Source organism: Rathayibacter sp. VKM Ac-2927 (assembly GCF_022815525.1).
In the GTDB taxonomy this organism is placed as follows: Bacteria; Actinomycetota; Actinomycetes; order Actinomycetales; family Microbacteriaceae; genus Rathayibacter; species Rathayibacter festucae.
Genome location: NZ_JALGRT010000009.1, coordinates 65545 through 84561 on the forward strand (window position 1 = coordinate 65545; position 19017 = coordinate 84561).

Genomic DNA, 19017 nt, shown 5'->3' on the forward strand with positions numbered 1-19017 from the left:
TCACCCGCCGGTACGCCCGCCCTACCAAGGAGCCCCCCATGACCCTCACTCACCCGCCCACCACCGCCCCCGCCGCCCGCGCCTTCGACGAGCCCGAGGGCATCGCCCCGCGCGGCGCCCTCGTCGTCCTCGGCGGCCGCGGCGAGACCCCCGCCGTCTACGAGCGCTTCGGCAGCCGCATCGCCCGCGACGCCTACCGTGTCCGCGCCTTCGGCGACGCCACGGCCCCCGGCGTCCGCGACGCCGCGCTCGCCCTCCTCCGCGACCCCGCGACCATCGCCCCGCTCGTCCTCGTCGGCTCCGACGCCGGCGCGGCCGTCGCCCTCGAGCTCGCCGCGACGGAGCCGGTCGACGCCGTCGTCCTCGCCGGACTGCCCGTGCGCGCCGAGAGCGGCGGGGGGATCGGCGAGCGGACCGCCTGCCCGAACCACGCCGGCGTCCTCGAGCGCGAGACCGACTCCGCCGCGCGCGACGCCGCACTGCCGCCCGAGCTGCTCGCCGTCGCCGCCAGCGCCGTCACCGTTCCGCTGCTCGCGCTGCACGGCGCGGCCGATGCGATCAGCCCGCTCGCGGAGGCGGTCGCCGTCTACCGCACCGCCCCACGGGCCGAGATCCACGTCCTCGCCGACGGCCGCCACGACGCGCTGAACGACGCGACGCACCGCTCGGCCGCCGCGACGGTGGTCCTCTTCCTCGAGCGGGTGAAGGCGTCGGCCGCCGCCGCGCCGATCATCGAGCGGATCGCGGAGTGAGCGCGCTCGCCCCCGCCGTCGACCCCGCCGTCGACCCCACCCCTGTCGAGATCACCGCCGACGTCCCCACCGCCGACCGCTCCGGCTGGTCCCCCGGCGGCACCCCGCTCGGCGTCGTGCGCGCCCGCTCGGTCGACGACGTCCGCGCCGCGCTCCGGCACGCCTCCGCCCACGGCATCCCCGTCGTCACCCGCGGCGCCGCCAGCGGACTCGCCGGCGGCGCCAGCGCGGGGGAGGGCGTCCTCGTCCTCGACGTCTCGGGCCTCGACCGCATCCTCGAGATCGACCCCGTCGACGGCGTCGCCCGCGTCGAGCCGGGCGTCATCACCGCCGATCTCGACCGCGCCGCCGCCGTGCACGGCCTCCTCTACGCCCCGGACCCCGGCAGCGTCGAGATCGCGACCATCGGCGGCACCATCGCCACCAACGCCGGCGGCCTGCGCGGCGCGAAGTACGGAGTCACCCGCGACGCCGTCCTCGCCCTCGACGTGGTCCTGGCCGACGGCTCGCTGGTCCGCCTCGGGCGCGACACCGTGAAGGGCGTCGTCGGCCTCGACCTCACCGCGCTCGTCGTCGGCTCCGAGGGCAGCCTCGGCGTGGTCGTCGGCGCGACCCTCCGCCTGCTGCCCCGGCCGCGGGCGACCGCGACCGCCGCCGCCTTCTTCGCCGACGTGGCCGCGGGCGCCGAGGCCGCCGTCGCCCTCGCCCGTGCGGGTCTGCGCCCGAGCGTGCTCGAGCTGGTCGACGACCGCACACTCGAGGCCATCGACGCCCTGCGCGGTTCGACCCTGGCCGGCCGCGGCGGCGCCTTCCTCCTGGTGCAGACCGACGGTTTCGGCGCCGCCGAGGAGATCGCCGAGGTGCGCGCGGTGCTCGCCGCGACCGCGCTCAGCGTCGAGACCACCCTCGACCCGGCCGAGGGTCTCGCCCTCGCGAGCGCCCGCCGCGACGCCCTGCCCGCGATCGAGGCCCGCGGCCGCGTGCTGATCGAGGACATCGCCGTGCCCCGCTCCCGCCTCGCCGAGGCGATCCGCCGCGTGCACGCCATCGCCGCGGACACCGGCGCCGACGTCTACGTCTTCGCCCACGCCGGCGACGGCAATCTGCACCCGATCATCCGCCTGCGCGACGACTCCGAGCGGTCCCGCCGCCAGGCCGACGCCGCGGCCGAGGCCGTCTTCGCCCTCGCCCTCGACCTCGGCGGCACCGTCAGCGGCGAGCACGGCGTCGGCGCCCTCAAGCGCGACTGGGCCCGCCGCGAGCTCGGCCCCGACGTCGTCGCCCTGCAGCGCGCGGTGCAGCGGGTCTTCGATCCGCAGGGCATCCTGAATCCCGGTACCGCGCTGTGAGCGCACCCCTCGAGAGGACCGACATGACCACCACCCTCCGCTCCGACGTGCTCGTCACCCCCGACGAGCTGGAGGCGGCACTCGCCTCGCCCGAGCCGCCGCTCGTCCTCGACGTGCGCTGGCGCCTCGACCGGCCCGACGGCCGCCCCGCGTACCTCGAGGGCCACGTCCCCGGCGCCGTGTACGTCGACCTCGACCACGAGCTCGCCGCGCACGGCGCCCCCGAGGACGGCCGCCACCCCCTGCCTCCGATCGAGGCGCTGCAGGAGTCGGCGCGCCGCTGGGGCCTGCGCCAGGGTCAGGCCGTCGTCGTCTACGACGACCTGAAGAACCTCTCCTCCGCGCGGGCCTGGTGGCTGCTGCGCGCCGCCGGAGTCGCCGACGTGCGCCTCCTCGACGGCTCGCTCCGCGCCTGGACCGCCTCGGGCCGCGCGCTGGAGACGGGCCCCGTTTCGCCGGTCGCGGGCGACGTCGAGCTGGCCTACGGCGCCTTGCCGGTGCTCGACATCGACGAGGCCGCCGCGCTGCCGTTTACCGGCGTACTGCTCGACGCCCGCGCCCCCGAGCGCTACCGCGGCGACGTCGAGCCGATCGACCCCCGCGCCGGCCACATCCCCGGCGCTCTGAACGCCCCCGCGACGGGCAACGTCGACGCCGACGGCCGCTTCCTCGACGCCGCCGCCCTGCGCACCCGCTTCGAGTCCCTCGGCGTCCGCCCCGACGCCCCCGTCGGCGTCTACTGCGGCTCCGGAGTCACGGCCGCCGCCGACGCCGTCGCCCTCACCCTCGCCGGCTTCGCCCCGTCCCTCTACCCCGGCTCCTGGTCTCAGTGGTCGAACACCCCCGCCCGCCCGGTCGTCACCGGCCCGGATGCCTGACCGGCCTCGGCCGCTCACGCGCAGCCCCTCCACGCCGGTCGAGCAGCGCACAGCGCGCCCCGAGCTGGTCGAGCAGTGTGCAGCGCGCCCCGAGCTGGTCGAGCAGCGCGCAGCGCACCCCGAGCTGGTCGAGCAGCGCGCAGCGCCCCCCATGCTGGTCGAGTAGCGCGCAGCGCGTATCGAGACCCACCCTCCGGGGGAGAGCCGACACCCGTGAGGACGTCGACACCGCGACGAGCCGACACGGGATCTCGATACGCGCCCTGCGGGCGCTCCTCGATCAGCCTGAACTCCCTGCGCGTCGGCGTCGGCCGCAACGAGCGCGCTGTTACCGGGCGCGGGCCGAGCACGCGGCCGCCCCATGCAGGCGGAGAACGCGGGCGCCCCATGCGGGCGAAGAGCGCGGCCGCCCCATGCGGGCGAAGAAGGCGGGCGCCCCACGCAGGCGAAGTACGCGGCCGCCCCATGCTGGTCGAGTAGCGCGCAGCGCGTATCGAGACCCGCCCGCGACCAGACCATCAGCCGAGAGCCCCGCTCACCGCTCATCGCTCCGCAGAAGCCGTCGTACCGGCCACTCGAGTACGACGACTTCTGCGGACTCGCGGCCGCAGCCGCGGTCGGCGCCGCCGACTCCTCAAGAGTTGCGGTAGTCGCGCCCGGCTACCGCAACTTTCGAGGAGTGGGCCGGCCGCCCCCGGGCGTCAGCCCAGGCGGGAGTGCTCGCCGAGGTGGTGCCACGTCCGGTTGTGGTACACCAGCGGCGCGGTGGCGTCGGAGTCGTCGGGGACGTGCGCCTCGAGGGCGTGCACGGCGACGATCGTCGACGAGCCGGCCTCCATGCGGTTGATGACGGTGCCGCGGATCCAGGCGGACGCGCCGGGGAAGTACGGCTCGCCGGTGGGCAACCTCGACCAGATCGAGGTGTCGGCGAAGCGGTCGATGCCGCTGGTCGAGCCGAGGCGGGCGAGGTCGAGCTGCTCGGCGCCGAGCAGGTGCACGACGAGGGTCTCCGACGCCTGGATGGCGGGCGAGCTCGACGACGCCGAGGACAGCGAGAAGACGAACAGCGGCGGCTCGGCGCTCACGGAGAAGACGGACGTCGCGGTCAGCGCGACCGGTCCGGTGCCCGGGTCGGCGGTGATCAGCGCCACCCCGGCGGCGTGGTTGCGGAAGGCGAGCTTGAAGTCCGCGGGCGAGAGCCCGGCGAAGGCGGCGTGCGGCCGCGGGTCGCCCGCGGGCGTGGACTCGGACGCGGTGGCGAGGTTCTCACGGCTCATCGGAGACTCCAGATCGATCGGGGATGCGGCGCGGAACGGGCCCGTCATCGCGCCGCAGCACGGCCCCTCCAGCCTGTCGCACCGGGCGGAGTCCGTTCGCCTCATTGCGGAGTATGACACTTCCGCCTCCGCCCCCCCGAAGCCCGCACCGCTCGTCCGATCTGCAGGCGACGCGACGGCGAGAGCCCTCCCAGCCGCCCCGGGGCGGCACATCCCCCGGAACGCCTGCAGATCGAACACCCACCACCCCCATCCCCGCGTCCGCTCCCCGCGCAACCCGTGGCACCCCCGCCCGCACGCGCGCACACTCGACTCCATGGCCCACCGCCCCCGCGAATCGAGCACCCGCCCCGAGAACAAGACCTGCGCCTCCTGCGGCCGCGAGATCGAGTGGCGCGCGAAGTGGGCGCGCGACTGGGAGAACGTCCGCTACTGCTCCGACGCCTGCCGCCGTCGCGGCGTCGGCCCGGAGGAGGCGCGCCTCGAGGAGGAGATCCGCACCGTCCTCCTCGCCCGCGCCGCGTCCGCCACCGCCTGCCCGTCCGAGGTCGCCCGCCGCGTCGGGGGAGAGGAGTGGCGGCCGCTGATGGAGCCGGTCCGCCGCGCCGCCCGCCGCCTCGTCGACCGCGGCGAGATCGACATCGTCCAGGGCGGGCAGATCGTCGATCCCTCCCGCGCCAAGGGCCCGATCCGCCTGCGCCGCCGACCCGGGGGACCGCTGTCGCCCGACGGCGGCGCCCGCTAGCCTCGCTGACATGCCCAGCAGCGACGCCGTCGTCCTCACCGTCCCCGGACCGCACGGCGACCGGGAGGTGCGCGTCTCCAGCCCGGGCCGCGTGCTGTTCCCGGAGCCGGGCATCACCAAGCGCGAGGTGGCGGAGTACCTGATCGCGGTCGGCGAGGCCTTCGTCGCCGCCAACGGCGACCGGCCGATCTCGCTGCAGCGCTTCTCCTCCGGCATCGACGGCGACCAGTTCTTCTCGAAGAACCCGCCCAAGGGCGCCCCGGAGTACGTCCGCTCCGTCCCAGTCACCTATCCGAGCGGCCGCGTGCACCCGCAGCTCGTGATCGACGAGCCCGCCGTCGCCGTCTGGGCCGCGCAGATGAACACCCTCGTCTTCCACCCGTGGGCGTCCCGCGCCGAGGACTCCGACCGGCCCGATCAGCTCCGCATCGACCTCGACCCGCAGCCGGGCACCGATGTCGCCGACGCGGTCGTCGCGGCGCACGCGCTCCGCGAGGTACTGCGCGAGGCCGGCCTGGAGTCGTTCGTGAAGACCTCCGGCAACCGCGGGCTGCACGTGTTCGCGCCGATCGTGGCCGAGCACGAGTTCCTCGACGTGCGGCACGCGGTGATCGCCGCCGGCCGCGAGCTCGAGCGGCGGATGCCCGAGCAGGTCACGACGGCGTGGTGGAAGGAGGAGCGCGGCGAGCGGATCTTCGTCGACTTCAACCAGGCCAACCGCGACCGCACGATGGCCGGCGCCTACAGTCCGCGTCCGCTCGCGCACGCTCCGGTCTCCTGCCCGGTCGAGTGGGAGGAGCTCGACGGGATCGATCCGACCGCGTTCACGATCCGCACCGTTCCCGAGCGCCTGAGCACGACGGGCGACCCCTGGGCGCGGATGCGTGACGCCCCCGGCCGCCTCGACGCGCTGCTCGGCTGGTGGGAGCGCGACCTCTCCGCGGGCCTCGGCGAACTGCCCTTCCCGCCCGACTTCCCGAAGATGCCGGGCGAGCCGCCCCGCGTCCAGCCCAGCCGCGCGAAGAAGCCGGCGGCGGCGTCCGGGGAGGACGCCGCCGAGTAGCGTCAGCCCAGCACGTCGCCCAGGTCGTACGCCGTCGGCTGCTCCAGCTGCGCGAAGGTGCACGAGCCGGCGTCGCGGTCCGGCCGCCAGCGCTCGAACTGCACGGTGTGCCGGAACCTCGCCCCCTCCATCTGGTCGTAGCGCACCTCGAGCACCGTCTCCGGCCGCAGCCGCACGAACGAGGTGTCGCGGCTCCCGGAGAAGCGGCTGCGCTCGCCGTCACCGCGCACCGCCTCGCCGTCCGCGTCGCGCTCGACGACGTCGGCGAGCTCCTCGATCAGCTCGACCCGCCGGGCGTCGGTGAAGGCGGAGGCACCGCCCACCTGCCGCAGCGTCCCGTCGGTGTCGTACAGGCCGAGCAGCAGCGAGCCGAGCCCGGGCTTCGAGGTGTGCTCGCGGTAGCCGATCGCGATGACGTCGGCCGTCCGGTGGTGCTTGACCTTGAGCATCGTCCGCTTGCCCGGAGCGTAGGGCGCGGCGAGGGGCTTCGCGATCACGCCGTCCAGCCCCGCGCCCTCGAACCGCTCCAGCCAGTCGCGGGCGAGCGCCTCGTCGGCGGTGGTCCGGCCCAGGTGCACGGGCGGAGTGACCCCCTCCAGCAGTGCGGCGAGCGCCTCGCGCCGCGCCGAGTACGGCTCGTCGAGCAGGCTCCGGCCGTCCACGGCGAGCAGATCGAAGGCGACGAGCATCGCCGGGGTCTCGGCCGCGAGCGTCGCGACGCGGCTGGCCGCCGGGTGGATGCGCTGCGAGAGCAGCTCCCAGTCCAGCCGCTGCGCCCCGCCCGGCCCGGTGGCCAGCACGATCTCGCCGTCGAGGACGCAGCCGTCGGGCAGCAGCCGGAGGAACGCCTCGACCAGCTCGGGGAAGTAGCGGGTGAGCGGCTTGGAGCCGCGGCTGCCGATCTCGCAGACCCCGCCGGAGACGGAGACGATCGCCCGGAAGCCGTCCCACTTCGGCTCGTAGGAGTAACCGCCGTCGACCGCGTCCTGCGCGGGCACCGCGGCGACCGCCTTGGCGAGCATCGGGGCGAGGGGGAGGGGGAACGGGAGGTCCATCCTGCGATCATCCTCGCCGCGGCCGCTCCAGCGCACCCCTCCCGCAGAGGCTCCTCCCCAGGGTCGACCGCGTGACGAACAGATCACAAGCGCCACCTCCGGTACCTTTCGCGCCAGCGGATACGGAAGACTGCGCCTCATGAGCATGTGGGGACAGCACTCCGGAACGCGCGCCAGACCAGACCGATCGGCGCGTCCGCTCCGAAGAGGAGCTGTGACCCTCGAATGTCGGAACGACGCCGGACGGAGCCGCCGCTGATGGCGCGCACCGCCGTCTCGGCCGCCCGGCAGCTGTTCTCGCGCTCGCGGCGCAGCGACTCCCCCGGGGAAGGGGAACCCCCGTACGGAGTCGAACCCGACGTGACCGAGTACCTGCCGGCTCCGGCGCGTGACGAGGAGGCTCCCCGCCGGGACGCCCTCCTCGAGCAGCACGCCGCTCCGGCGCACGCGGATGCCGGGTACGTCTTCGACGTGCCCGCGCCCGCGATCGGCGAGTACTGCGAACTCGACGCGGATGCTCTCGAATTCCCCCATCCGGGGGTCGCCTCCTTCGTCCCCGATCTCTCGCGCCCGGTCCGCGGCGGAGGATCGCACAGCGCGTTCCGCAGCCCGCCGCCGCCCGCCCCGGCGCCCGCCGCGCCGTCGCCGATGATCGACCTCCCGCGCGACTTCGCGCCCTCCGAGGAGGTCGAGGAGCCGCACGCGGTGACGATCGCGCCGCCGCCCCCGTCGTCGCGCTTCGAGCCGAAGCCCGTCGACGCGCAGTTCTTCGACGCGCCTCCGGCGCCGCCCGCACCCCCGGCCCCGCCCGTCCTCGCCCCGCCCCTCGCGGAGCAGCCGGTCGAGCCCGCCGCGGAGGAGACCGAGGGGTCCGGGACCGAGGAGCCCGCGGACCTCGAGTTCGACGGCACCCGCCTCGCCGCGCCCCGGCCGCCCGCGGCTCCGCCCGCCGACGCGCAGCCGGTCGACGCGCAGTTCTTCGAGCCGTCGACCTCCGCGCCGTCCGCGGTCCAGCCGCCGGCCCCTGTCGATGCCGCAGCGCCCGTCGCACCTCCGCTCCCGCCGGCACCGACCGTCGACGCCGCGCTCCTCCGCGGCTTCGCCCTCGCGCCGACCGACGCCGAAGGCCCCGCCCTCGCACCCGTCATCGGCGAGGTCTGCGAGCTCGACATCGAGCACCTCGAGTTCCCGCACCCGAACGCCGCCTCCTTCGTGCCGGTCCAGGGCCGCAGCCGCGGCGCCTTCGGGCTGCTCCTGCCCGATCCGGCCCGCCGCTCCGCGCCCGTCCAGCCCGAGCAGCACGTCGAGCCCGAGCCGTACGACGAGCCCGATCAGCACGACGAGCCGCAGCAGTACGACGAGCCGGAGCAGTACGACGAGCCGGAGCAGTACGACGCACCCGAGCAGTACGCGCAGGAATCCTTCGGCGGACCCGAGCAGCACACCGCGCCGCAGCACCGCACCGAGGACCCCGCACAGGACATCTTCAGCGATCGCTTCCTCGCTCCCGCGCCGTTCCCCGGCCGCAGCGACTCCGACGGCGACACCCGCGACGACGACGACGCCCCCGGCTTCCTCGCGCCGCCCGTGCCCGCCACAGCGCACCAGTGGCACGGCGCTCCCGTCTCCGCCGAGGCCGCGGACGACGAGGGCAGCCCCCGCCTCCGCCGGAAGACCGTCCTGATCGTCGCCGGCATCGGCGCCGCCGTGCTGCTCATCGGCGGCGCGCTCGTCGCCGTCCCGCTGATCACGAACGGCGGCGGAGACGCCGGCGGCACCACCGGGCCCGTCGCGGCCGCCGCTCCCGGCACCACCGAGGCCGCCGTCGCCTGGGTCGCGGACACGATCGACCCCGCCTCGGTGCTCCTGGTGCAGGACGATCTCGTCGGCGACGTCACCGACGCCGGCTTCCCCGGCGACACCGTCGTGTCGGAGTCGACGCTCTCCGCGGCGGCACCCGACTCGGCCTGGCGCGCGGCCGACTACATCCTCGTCACGCCGAGCCTGCGGGCGAGCGCGACCGGCGAGACCGAGACGGCGCTCGACAACTCGGAGGCCGTCGCGAGCTTCGGCAGCGGCGACACCGCGGTGGAGGTGCGCCGCGTCCTCGACCAGGGCACCGATCAGGCCGCCGCCGCGGCCACCGTCCTGACCGCCGCGCGCGCCTCGGCCGGCAGCCAGCTGGCGGCCAACCCCGCGCTGACCACGACCGACGCCGCCCGCGCCCTGCTCGAGGGGGGCCGCGTCGACTCGCGGCTCCTCCTCCTGCTCGGCCAGCAGCTCGCCTTCACCCCGCTCTCGGTCGCCGACTTCCCCGTCGGCACCAGCGAGGTCGACGGCGTCCGCCACCGGATGATCCTGTCCGGCTACAACGGCGCCGCGCTCCCTGCCGACGCCGCCGCGCTGCAGAGCGCGACCACCTGGCTCGGCAGCCAGTCGGGCGACTTCGTCCCGACGTCCGTCGAGTCGACCCCCGAGGGTCTCCTCGTCACCCTCGACCTCGATGAGCCGACCGGGCTGCTCCCGGGCGCTCAGTAGCACGACCCACCCGAAGGACCCGCCATGAACCCGATCCGCCCCCTCCGTCTCGCGCGCGCCGCGCTCGCCCTCGCCGCGGTGTCCGCGCTCGCCGCCCTCGGTGCCGCGCCCGCCTCGGCGGCCGAGGCGCCGCCGGCCACCGGCTGGGTGCGAGTCGCGCACCTCTCGCCGGACACCAAGTCGGTCGACGTCACCCTGACCGCCCTCGGCGGCGGCGGGGCGAGCTTCGAGCTCGACGGCGTGGCCTACGGCGCGGTCTCGCCCTACTGGACGCTGCAGCCGGGCACCTACGTCGTCGCGATGGTCCCCTCCGACGCCCCCGAGGGCACCGCCCCCGTCATCGAGCAGTCCGTCGACGTCTCGGCCGGCACCCCGCTGACCGTCGCCGCCCTCGGCCGCAACGCCGTACTGCGCACCACGGTCTTCACCGACGACCTCACCCCGCCCGCCGACGGCCAGGCCCGGGTCCGCGTCGTCCAGGCCTCGACCACCGCGAGCCAGGTGGACGTCGCCACGACGACCGGCACGCTGCTCGCGACCGGCGCCGCCCAGGGCACCGCCACCGGCTACACCAGCGTCCCCGCCGGCCCGTGGAGCCTCGACCTCTCGGCCGGTGCCGTGACCGCGACGGCCGACCTCGACCTCGCGCCCGGCTCCGTCGCCTCGCTCTTCGTCCTCGACGACGCCTCGAACGGCCTCGTCGTCTCGCCCGTGCTCGACTCGGCCGCCATCGGCGACCTGCCCACGGGCGGCATCCAGACCGGAGGCGGCGCCACCGCCGTGCACGTCGCCTCCACCACGTCCGCCGCCGCGCCGCTCGTCGACGGACTCCTCGGCGTGCTCTCGGTCCTCGGCGTCTTCGCCGCGGTCGCCGGTGCCCTCGCCCTGATCGCGCGCCGCTCCTCGGTCGGCACCGGCCGAGCGAGCTGATGCGCCGCCTCGCCGGAGCGGGAGCCGCCCTCGCGGCGCTCCTGCTCCTGGCCGGCTGCGCCACCGCGGGGGAGGAGGCCGCCCCCGCGGCGACGTCCGCCTCCTCCTCCTCCTCCTCCGCCCCCGCCACCACGGCGCCGGCCACCCCGTCCCCGGGTGACGCGGGCGCGCTGCAGAACCCGGTCGCCGCCGCCGCTCCCGCGCGCTCGGCGGTCACCCCGGTCCGCGTCGTGATCCCCGCGATCGGCGTCGACTCCACCCTCGAGTCGCTGACCCGCGACGACACCGGCTGGATCCAGCCGCCCGTCCAGGTCGACGAGGCCGGCTGGTACCGGGACGGCGTCGTCCCCGGCGACATCGGCCCCTCCGTCATCGCGGGTCACGTGGACTCGCGGATCGGCCCCGGCGTCTTCCTGGACCTCACGGCCCTCGTCCCCGGCGACACGGTCGACGTGATCCTGTCGGACGGCAGCACGCGCACCTTCTCCGTCACCGGCTCGGTCTCGGTGCCCAAGGAGGACTTCCCGACCGAGGACGTCTACGGCCCGAGCCCGACTCCGCAGCTGCGCCTGATCACCTGCGGGGGAGTGTTCGACGACTCCTACGGCCACTACGTCGACAACGTCGTCGTCTCGGCCGACCGCATCGCCTGACGGTCCGCCGTGACGGCGCCCCACTCGGAGGCGGCGCGCCGATTCGAGGCGTAGCGTCGAGGACTATGAGCACCTCTTGGAAGCGCTGGGTCCCCGCCGCCGCCGTCCCCCTGGTCGTCGTCGCCGCGGCCGTCACCCTGCCCCTGTCCGCGAGCGCGGCCGGGGACCTCCCGGAGAAGTCCGCCGCCGACCTCCTGACCTTCGTCGCCGAGAGCGACACCACCGCCTTCTCGGGCGAGGTCCAGCAGACCTCCGCCCTCGGGCTCCCCGACCTCTCCGCTCTCGGCAGCACCGGCTCCGGTGCGCAGGGCTCGGACGACGCCTCGGCGACGAGCGCGCTGATGGAGCTCGCGACCGGCTCTCACCAGGCCCGTGTCTTCGTCGACGCCGAGCACGGCGCGCGCCTGCAGGTCCTCGACCGCCTCGCCGAGCGCGACGTCGTCGCGACGAAGGCCGACGGCGTCTGGATCTACGACTCCGCCGAGAACTCCGCGACCCACCTGCTGCCGCCCGCCGGCGACACGGCCGCTCCGCCGACCGAGGCTCCCGCCGGCGAGATCCCGACCCCGTCCTCGATCGCCGAGCAGCTGCTCGCCGCGATCGACCCGACGACCACCGTCGCCGTCGGCTCCGACGTCCGCGTCGCCGGCCGTGACGCCTACGAGCTCGTGCTCACGCCGCGCGACAGCAGCACCCTCGTCGGCTCGGTCACCGTCTCGATCGACGGCGAGACCGGCCTGCCCCTCGGCGTGGCCGTCACTCCCGTCGGCGGCACCGCGCCCGCCTTCAGCGTCGCCTACACGAGCCTCGACGTCTCGGCGCCCGACGCCGCGATGTTCTCCTTCACGCCGCCCGTCGGCGCGGAGGTCACCGAGAAGGCCGCACCGACGCACGAGCAGGACCCCTCCACCGACGCCACCGACGTCCCGGCCGCGCCCGAGGGCGACTCCGGCGTCACCACCACCGGCACCGGGTGGGGCTCGATCGTCGAGCTGCCGGCCGGTGACGCCGAGTCGCTCGCCCAGCTGAACGCCGTGACCACGGCCGTCGACGGCGGCCGGGTGCTCTCGTCCGCGCTGTTCACGGTCCTCTTCACGGATGACGGACGCGTCCTCGCGGGCGCCGTCCCGGTCGGCGCGCTGACCGCCGCCGCCGGTCGGTGACGACCGGAGAGCTCGCGGTCGAGACCCGGGGCCTCACCAAGCGCTTCGGGCGCCAGGAGGCGGTGTCGGGTCTCGACCTCGCCGTCCCGCGCGGCGCCGTCTTCGGCTTCCTCGGGCCCAACGGCTCGGGGAAGACCACGACCATCCGGATGCTCCTCGCCCTGGCCGCGCCGAGCGAGGGCGACATCACCGTCCTCGGCACGGCGATGCCGCGCGGCGCCGCCGAGGTGCTGCCGCGGGTCGGCGCGCTCGTCGAGGGGCCCGGCTTCTACCCGTTCCTCTCCGGCCGCGCCAACCTGCGCCGCTTCGACGCGGCCGAGGCCGGCACCTCCGCGCGCAGCCGCGACAGCCGGGCGGAGGAGGCCCTCGGCCGCGTCGGCCTCTCCGCTGCGGCCGGCAAGAAGGTCGGGTCCTATTCGCTCGGGATGAAGCAGCGGCTCGGCATCGCCGTCGCCCTGCTCTCGCCGCGCGACCTGATCGTCCTGGACGAGCCGACCAACGGGCTCGACCCGCAGGGCACCCGCGAGGTCCGCTCGCTCGTGCGCAGCCTCAACGCCGACGGCACGACGGTCCTCGTCTCCAGCCACCTGCTCGCCGAGATCGAGCAGCTCTGCACCCACGCCGCCGTGATGCGCACCGGCCGCCTCGTCGCGCAGGGCGGGCTCGACGAGCTCCGCGGCGACGCGGCCTCCCTCGAGCTGCTCACGCCCGATGTCGTCGACGCGCAGCGCGCCCTCGTCGAGCTGGGGCTCGCACCTCGGCTCGTCCCCGCCGAGCACCCGATCGATCCGCCGCTGGTCGTCGCCGCGATGCCGACGACCGCCGCTCCGGAGTCCGTGGTCGCGTCCCTCGTCACCGCGGGCGTCCGGGTGCGCGGCTTCTCCGTCCGCCGCCCCTCGCTCGAGGAGCGCTTCGTCCAGCTCACCGGGGAGGGCTTCGATGTCGAGCGCTGAGACCACTGCGGCCGCCGCTGCCACCAACACCGGCGCCCCCGCCCGTCCGCGCCGCAGCCTCGGCATCGGCTCGCTCCTCGCCTCCGAGCTGGCGCTGCTCTTCCGGCGCCGCCGCACCTGGGCGCTGCTCGCCGCCCTCGCGGCCATCCCGATCCTGCTGGCGGTCGCCGTCCGGCTGTCCGGCGGCGACGGCGGCGGGCCCTCCTTCGTCGGCGCGATCGCCGGCAACGGCCTGTTCACCGGTTTCGCGGCGATCACGGTCGCCGTCCCGCTCTTCCTGCCGCTGACCGTCGGCGTCGTCGCGGGCGACGCGATCGCGGGGGAGGCGTCGCTCGGCACCCTGCGCTATCTGCTCGTCAGCCCGGTCGGCCGGATCCGGCTGCTCGCGGTCAAGTTCGCCGCCGCGATCGCGTTCTGCCTCGCCGCGGCGCTGACCGTGATGGTCGTCGGCATCCTGATCGGCCTGGCGCTCTTCCCGGCCGGCCCGGTCACCCTGCTCTCGGGGACGACCGTCCCGCTCGCGGACGCCATCGGCCGCGCGCTCGCGATCGCGGTCTACGCGGCGCTCTCGCTGGTCGGCCTCGCGGCGATCGGCCTGTTCGTCTCGACGCTCACCGACGTCCCGGTCGGCGCGATGGCCGCGACCGTCGTCGTCTCGATCGCGGCGCAGATCGTCGGCTCGCTCTCGCAGCTCGACGCCCTCCACCCGTTCCTGTTCACCGACCGCTGGTTCGACTTCGCCGACCTGCTCCGCGACCCGATCGCCTGGAGCTCGTTCGGCGAGAACGCGCTCCTGCAGCTCGCCTACGTCGCCGTCTTCGGCTCGCTGGCGATCGCGCGCTTCACCACCCGCGACGTCCTGTCCTGAGCCGCCCGGAACGACGGAGGCCGCCCTCCCCGCAGCAGCGGGAGGGCGGCCTCCGTCGTTCGAGCGGCTGAGCGTCAGCCCTGCGGCGTGATGCCGAAGGTGACGGAGCCGCCCTCGTCCACCTGCGCGTCGAGCACCTTGTCGCCGAGGGCCACGGAGGCGGCGACGTCGAGGAAGACCCGCGCACCGTCCTGCTCCACGACCGCATCGGTGGTCTCCGGGGCCGGCGCGACGGCGACGGCGAAGTTGCGGGCGTCGAGGTCGTCGCCGCTGATGCGGAGTCCGCCCTCGACGGGGGTCTCGGTCTGACCGGTGATGGTCTTGACGACGGTGCTGGCGTTGTCGGTGAGCGTGAGCATCGGGTCGTTCCTTCCGTCCGTGATCGATGAGGGAGCCACGATGCCGAGATCCCCGGCCCGTCTCAACCCGGAGCCGCGGACGTGGAGGGGATGCACACCTCCGCGTCCCTCAACGCAAGACACGGCAAGGTTTGCCTTGACGCGGAAAGTTGCCGCAAGCTACCGTGGCCGTCACGCGCACCCGCGCTCTCGACGACGAGAAGAGGACGACCCCGATGAGCTTCCCCGCCCGCCGCGTCACCCTCAGCGACGTCGCCGCGGCGACCGGCGTCTCGGTCGGCACCGTCTCGAAGGCGCTGAACAACCGCGGCCAGCTGAGCGGCGACACCCGCGGGCGGATCCTCGCCGCCGCCGCCGAGCTCGGCTTCGCGCTGCCGGCCGCCGCGAGCGGGCCGGCCTCGGAGCAGCGGGTGCTCACGATCGGACTGGTCACCTCCGACGACATCGGCCGCTTCAGCATCCCGGTGATGTGGGGCCTCGAGGACGCCTTCCCCGCCGAGCAGGCCTCGGTGCTGCTGAGCAACTCCCGCGGCGACCGGGTCCGCGAGCGGCACTGCGTCGAGATCCTCGCCGCCCGCGGCGTCGACGCGATCGTCGTGATGACCAACCTCACCGGTCCGCGCCCGGCGCTGCCGGCGACCAGCGTGCCGATCGTCTACGTGATGGGCTCCTCCGACGACCCGGCCGACATGTCGGTCGTCGTCGATCAGACTCAGGGCATCCTGCTCGCCCTCGAGCACGTCGCCGCGCTCGGGCGCCGCGACATCGCCTACGTCGCCGGGCCCCGGCTCGACTACTCCGCCCGGATCCGCGCCGAGGCGGTCCAGGAGCACGCGCCCTCCTTCGGCCTGCGCCTGGTCGGCGACCGCTCGCTCTACGGCAACTGGACCGAGACCTGGGGCCGCCAGGCCGCGCAGATGCTGCGCCAGCGGGTCGAGCCGGTCGACGCGGTGCTCTGCGGCAGCGACGAGATCGCCCGCGGCGTCGCCGACGGCCTCCGCGAGGCCGGCGTCAGCGTCCCGCACGACGTCGCGATCGTCGGCTTCGACAACTGGGCCGCCGCGGCGATGAACTCCCGTCCCGCGCTCACCACGGTCGACATGAACCTCGAGGAGCTCGGCCGGGCGGCAGGCGCCCGCGCGCTCGAGGCCATCGACGGCCGCCCCCGCGCCGGGATCGAGGCGCACCCCTGCCAGCTGATCGTCCGCGACTCCACCTGATCCGGCGCCCACCCGCCGCGCACCCGCCCGCACGCACCCGACCGCCCGCACCGACCGAACGACGAGGGACCGACGATGCACTCTCCTCTCCGCCTGCTCGACCCGCACCTGCCCGACCTGACCCGCCGCCGCGCGCTCGCCCTCGGCGGTGCGGGTCTGGCGGCCGCGCTCGGCCTGACCGGCTGCTCCGCCGTGCTGCCCGAGGCCGACGTGTCTGCGCCCTCGTTCGCCGCCGCCCCGAGCGGCACGATCCGATTCTGGTGCCGCAGCGTCGCCTTCACGCCGGCCCAGCTGATCGTCGAGAAGTACCACGCGGCGCAGAGCGCGGTCCGGGTCGAGCTGACCGTGCTGCCCGAGGGGCAGATGGTCACCAAGCTCGCCACGGCGATCCGCGCGGACGCCGTGCCCGACGTCGTCGCTCCCGACTCGGTCACCACGCCGGTCTTCAGCTCCCGCGAGGCGCTGACCGACCTGACCCCGCTGATCCAGGCGCTGCCCTACGCCGACCGCCTCAACCGGCCGCTGCTCGACGTCGCCTCCTACGACGGCAAGGTCTACGGCCTGCCCGCCCTCTCCAACGTGTCGCAGCTGTTCTGGAACAAGCGCCTCTACGAGCAGGCGGGCCTCGACCCGGAGCAGGGACCGACCGACTTCGACCAGTACCTGACCCACGCCCGGGCGCTCCAGCAGCTCGACGGCGTCTCCGGGGTGACCTTCACCGGCAACTCCGCCGGCATCCTCGGCTACGTGATCCAGCCGCACTTCTGGGCCGACGAGAGCCCCTTCTACGACGGCGTCGTCGGCCGCCAGAGCGCGACCGTCGCGGGCAACGAGCCGCTGCGGCGCACCCTGGAGCTCTACCGCACCTTCGAGCAGGAGGGCCTCGCCCAGCCCGGCGCCTCGGCCGACAGCGGCACGGCCTGGGGCAAGGACTTCCTCGACGGCACCGTCGGCCTCTTCCCCGGCTCCTACGATCTGATCGTCGGCGGAGCCACCCCCGAGTTCCTCGGTGACCTCGGCGTCAGCGCGTTCCCCGGCCCCGACGGCGGCGTCTCGCAGTTCTCCGGCGGCGCGGTGCTCTCCATCCCGCGCGGTGCGCGCAACCCCGAGGCGGCCTGGGACTTCATGCGCTTCGTCACCGAGCTCGAGCAGCAGTCCGAGCTCGCCGCGCTCGGCTGGTACCCGGTGCGCGACGACGTGCTCGAGACCGGCTTCGCCGACGAGTTCCCGCTGATGGTCCCCGGGATGGAGCGGATGAACGAGGGCTTCGCGGCCCCGACCACCCTGTACACCCAGCTCACCAACACCGTGCAGTCCCCGTGGCTCGCGATGTTCCGCGGCGCGGTCTTCGGCGACGACGACCTCGACGCGGTCCTCGACCGCGGCCAGGAGGAGACGGCCCGCGTCCTGGAGGTGAACCAGGCATGAGCGTCGCCCTCGGAGAGAAGGACGCCCGCACCGGGCTCCTGATGATCCTGCCCGCCCTCGTGCTCGTCGTCGTCTTCGTCGTCGTACCGCTGATCTTCGCGGTGGTGATCTCGGTGACGGACTGGCCGCTGGTCGGCACCGTCGGCTTCGTCGGGTTCGACAACTACACGACCGCCTTCTCGGACACCACGTTCTGGGCGTCCGTGCTCTACACGCTCGGCTTCGCCGTCGTCTCGACGCTGCTCGGCATCGTCGTCGGCTACCTGCTCGCCGTGCTGGTGCGCTCGAACCGGCGCGGGGCGGGGATCATCCGCACCGCCGTCTTCGTGCCCTACGTGATCGGACTCACCTCGCTGAGCTTCGTCGCGCTGCTCGAGTTCCGCCCCGACAGCGGCGCGCTCGACCAGGTGCTGATGGCCCTGGGCCTCACCGACGCGCCCACGGCCTGGCTGCTCGACGCGACGAGCGCGACGACGCTGATCGTCCTCCTCGGCGCCTACGTCGGCTCCGGCTTCACGATGATCGTCCTGATGTCGGGCATGCAGGGCATCGACGACGCCCTCTACGAGTCCGCGGCGATCGACGGCGCCGGCCGGTGGAAGCAGGAGTTCCTGGTGACGGTGCCGCTGGTGAAGCGCTACCTCGGGCTGCTCAGCGTGCTCGGCTTCGTCGGCGCGATCCTCGCCTTCACCCAGTTCTACGTGATCACGGGCGGCGGGCCGGGCACCGGCACCCTCACCGTGATGCTCTACGTCTACAACAAGGCCTTCGGCGATCTGCAGGTCGGCTACGCGACCGCGCTGTCGTTCGTGGTCGTCGTCATCGCCGCCGCGCTGACGCTGCTCCAGTTCCGCGTGATGAAGGACGACTGATGCCCCCTCGCACTCCGACGCCCGTCCGCCCGCCGCCGCCCGCCGCCGCCCCGGTGCCGGTCCGACGCCGCAGCACCCCCGCCGCCCGGCTCCGCACCGTCCTCTACGTCGTGCTCGGCACGCTGGTCTCGGTCGCGTTCGTCGCGCCGGTCGGCTGGTCGATCCTGCGCTCGTTCCAGCCCGGCGCGCAGATCGTCGCGCCCGCCGCCGAGCAGTCCTTCTCGAACCTGACCCTCGACAACTACACCGGCCTGCTCGGCTCGATCGGCGCGGGGACCTACATCGTCAACTCGCTGATCATCTCGCTCGGCACCGCCGTGCTCAGCGTGGTCGTGACCACCCTCGCCGCCTACGCCCTGGTGCTCTTCCCGTTCCGCGGCTCGAACGTCGCCTTCGGCCTGATCCTGCTGACGATGATGGTCCCGTTCCAGGCGGTGCTCACCCCGCTCTTCCTCGAGATGAACGCGCTCGGCCTGACCGACACGCACCTGGGGATCATCCTCTTCTACCTCACCTTCAACCTGCCGTTCGGGGTGTTCCTGATGCGCAACTCCTTCGCGCAGATCCCGCGCGAGGTGACCGAGGCCGCGCGGATCGACGGGGCCGGCCCGTTCCGCATCCTCTTCTCGGTGCTGCGGCCGATGATCGTCCCGGGGGTCGCCACGGTCTTCCTCTTCGCCTTCCTCGGCGCCTGGAGCGACTTCCTCGGCGCGCTGACCTTCCTCACCCGGCAGGACCTCTTCACGCTGCCGGTCGCCATCCAGAACATCTCCTCCGGCGCCTTCGGCCAGACCGACTTCGGCTACGTCATCGCCGGCGCGGTGCTGCTGATGATCCCGTGCCTGCTGCTCTACGCCGCCATCCAGAAGTACTACGTCCGCGGTCTCGTCGCGGGCGCCGTCAAGGGCTGAGAG

At 74.5% G+C, this 19017-nt stretch carries 18 protein-coding genes; 15 read left to right on the plus strand and 3 right to left on the minus strand.

Going from position 1 to position 19017, the window contains the following annotated elements:
* Positions 1-38 precede the first annotated feature (38 nt).
* The 3 genes from MT353_RS20685 to MT353_RS20695 are packed head-to-tail and all read left to right on the plus strand — an operon-like array spanning position 39 to position 2979.
* Positions 39-752 (plus strand): alpha/beta hydrolase, encoded by a 714-nt coding sequence (locus tag MT353_RS20685; protein WP_243625801.1) that lies wholly within the window; start codon positions 39-41, stop codon positions 750-752.
* Positions 749-2101 (plus strand): FAD-binding oxidoreductase, encoded by a 1353-nt coding sequence (locus MT353_RS22100; RefSeq protein WP_243625802.1) that lies wholly within the window; start codon positions 749-751, stop codon positions 2099-2101. The genes MT353_RS20685 and MT353_RS22100 overlap by 4 nt, the downstream gene beginning before the upstream one ends.
* Before the next feature lie 23 nt (positions 2102-2124).
* Entirely contained in the window at positions 2125-2979 is an 855-nt protein-coding gene (locus MT353_RS20695) for a sulfurtransferase (protein WP_243625803.1), read from the plus strand.
* A 701-nt stretch (positions 2980-3680) separates the two neighbouring features.
* Here the strand turns inward: MT353_RS20695 and MT353_RS20700 are convergent.
* Entirely contained in the window at positions 3681-4256 is a 576-nt protein-coding gene (locus tag MT353_RS20700; protein WP_243625804.1) for a flavin reductase family protein, read from the minus strand.
* 316 nt (positions 4257-4572) lie between these two features.
* On the opposite strand from MT353_RS20700, the gene MT353_RS20705 reads away from it, so the two are divergent.
* Both MT353_RS20705 and ligD read left to right on the plus strand, forming a co-directional pair.
* On the plus strand, positions 4573-5001 hold the full coding sequence (locus MT353_RS20705; RefSeq protein ID WP_123732960.1) for a DUF2256 and DUF3253 domain-containing protein: 429 nt from the start codon (positions 4573-4575) through the stop codon (positions 4999-5001).
* Positions 5002-5011: 10 nt separating this feature from the next.
* On the plus strand, positions 5012-6064 hold the full coding sequence (ligD, locus tag MT353_RS20710) for a non-homologous end-joining DNA ligase (RefSeq protein ID WP_243599858.1): 1053 nt from the start codon (positions 5012-5014) through the stop codon (positions 6062-6064).
* 2 nt (positions 6065-6066) lie between these two features.
* Here the strand turns inward: ligD and MT353_RS20715 are convergent, their stop codons facing one another.
* Positions 6067-7119 carry an ATP-dependent DNA ligase gene (locus tag MT353_RS20715; protein ID WP_243599859.1) on the minus strand — a complete coding sequence of 351 codons (1053 nt, stop codon included), beginning with the start codon at positions 7117-7119 and terminating at the stop codon, positions 6067-6069.
* A 225-nt stretch (positions 7120-7344) separates the two neighbouring features.
* On the opposite strand from MT353_RS20715, the gene MT353_RS20720 reads away from it, so the two are divergent.
* The 6 genes from MT353_RS20720 to MT353_RS20745 all read left to right on the plus strand — a co-directional run bounded on the left by MT353_RS20720 (position 7345) and on the right by MT353_RS20745 (position 14224).
* Positions 7345-9657 carry a hypothetical protein gene (locus tag MT353_RS20720; RefSeq protein WP_243625805.1) on the plus strand — a complete coding sequence of 771 codons (2313 nt, stop codon included), beginning with the start codon at positions 7345-7347 and terminating at the stop codon, positions 9655-9657.
* A gap of 24 nt (positions 9658-9681) precedes the next feature.
* Complete coding sequence (locus MT353_RS20725) at positions 9682-10587, plus strand: DUF4397 domain-containing protein (protein ID WP_243599861.1); 906 nt, start codon at positions 9682-9684, stop codon at positions 10585-10587.
* Positions 10587-11240, plus strand: coding sequence for a class F sortase (locus tag MT353_RS20730; RefSeq protein ID WP_243599862.1), 654 nt, complete (start codon positions 10587-10589; stop codon positions 11238-11240). The genes MT353_RS20725 and MT353_RS20730 overlap by 1 nt, the downstream gene beginning before the upstream one ends.
* A gap of 65 nt (positions 11241-11305) precedes the next feature.
* Entirely contained in the window at positions 11306-12403 is a 1098-nt protein-coding gene (locus MT353_RS20735) for a hypothetical protein (RefSeq protein WP_243625806.1), read from the plus strand.
* Complete coding sequence (locus MT353_RS20740; RefSeq protein WP_243625807.1) at positions 12400-13356, plus strand: ABC transporter ATP-binding protein; 957 nt, start codon at positions 12400-12402, stop codon at positions 13354-13356. The genes MT353_RS20735 and MT353_RS20740 overlap by 4 nt, the downstream gene beginning before the upstream one ends.
* Positions 13343-14224: an ABC transporter permease gene (locus MT353_RS20745; protein WP_243625808.1), complete on the plus strand. Its 882-nt coding sequence runs from the start codon at positions 13343-13345 to the stop codon at positions 14222-14224. Before MT353_RS20740 ends, MT353_RS20745 begins: the two co-directional genes overlap by 14 nt.
* 74 nt (positions 14225-14298) lie before the next feature.
* On the opposite strand, the gene MT353_RS20750 is transcribed toward MT353_RS20745, so the two are convergent.
* The gene (locus tag MT353_RS20750) at positions 14299-14583 is read right to left on the minus strand and encodes a hypothetical protein (RefSeq protein WP_123446096.1); all 285 of its coding nucleotides are present in this window, start codon (positions 14581-14583) and stop codon (positions 14299-14301) included.
* A 215-nt stretch (positions 14584-14798) separates the two neighbouring features.
* Here MT353_RS20750 and MT353_RS20755 point away from each other — a divergent pair, with 215 nt between their 5' ends.
* The 4 genes from MT353_RS20755 to MT353_RS20770 all read left to right on the plus strand — a co-directional run bounded on the left by MT353_RS20755 (position 14799) and on the right by MT353_RS20770 (position 19014).
* A complete protein-coding gene (locus MT353_RS20755) occupies positions 14799-15803 on the plus strand; it encodes a LacI family DNA-binding transcriptional regulator (protein ID WP_243625809.1) in 1005 nt (334 codons plus the stop codon).
* A gap of 75 nt (positions 15804-15878) precedes the next feature.
* The gene (locus tag MT353_RS20760; protein WP_243625810.1) at positions 15879-17231 is read left to right on the plus strand and encodes an ABC transporter substrate-binding protein; all 1353 of its coding nucleotides are present in this window, start codon (positions 15879-15881) and stop codon (positions 17229-17231) included.
* A complete protein-coding gene (locus MT353_RS20765) occupies positions 17228-18103 on the plus strand; it encodes a carbohydrate ABC transporter permease (RefSeq protein WP_243625811.1) in 876 nt (291 codons plus the stop codon). The genes MT353_RS20760 and MT353_RS20765 overlap by 4 nt, the downstream gene beginning before the upstream one ends.
* Positions 18103-19014 carry a carbohydrate ABC transporter permease gene (locus MT353_RS20770; protein ID WP_243625812.1) on the plus strand — a complete coding sequence of 304 codons (912 nt, stop codon included), beginning with the start codon at positions 18103-18105 and terminating at the stop codon, positions 19012-19014. Before MT353_RS20765 ends, MT353_RS20770 begins: the two co-directional genes overlap by 1 nt.
* Positions 19015-19017: the final 3 nt, after the last annotated feature.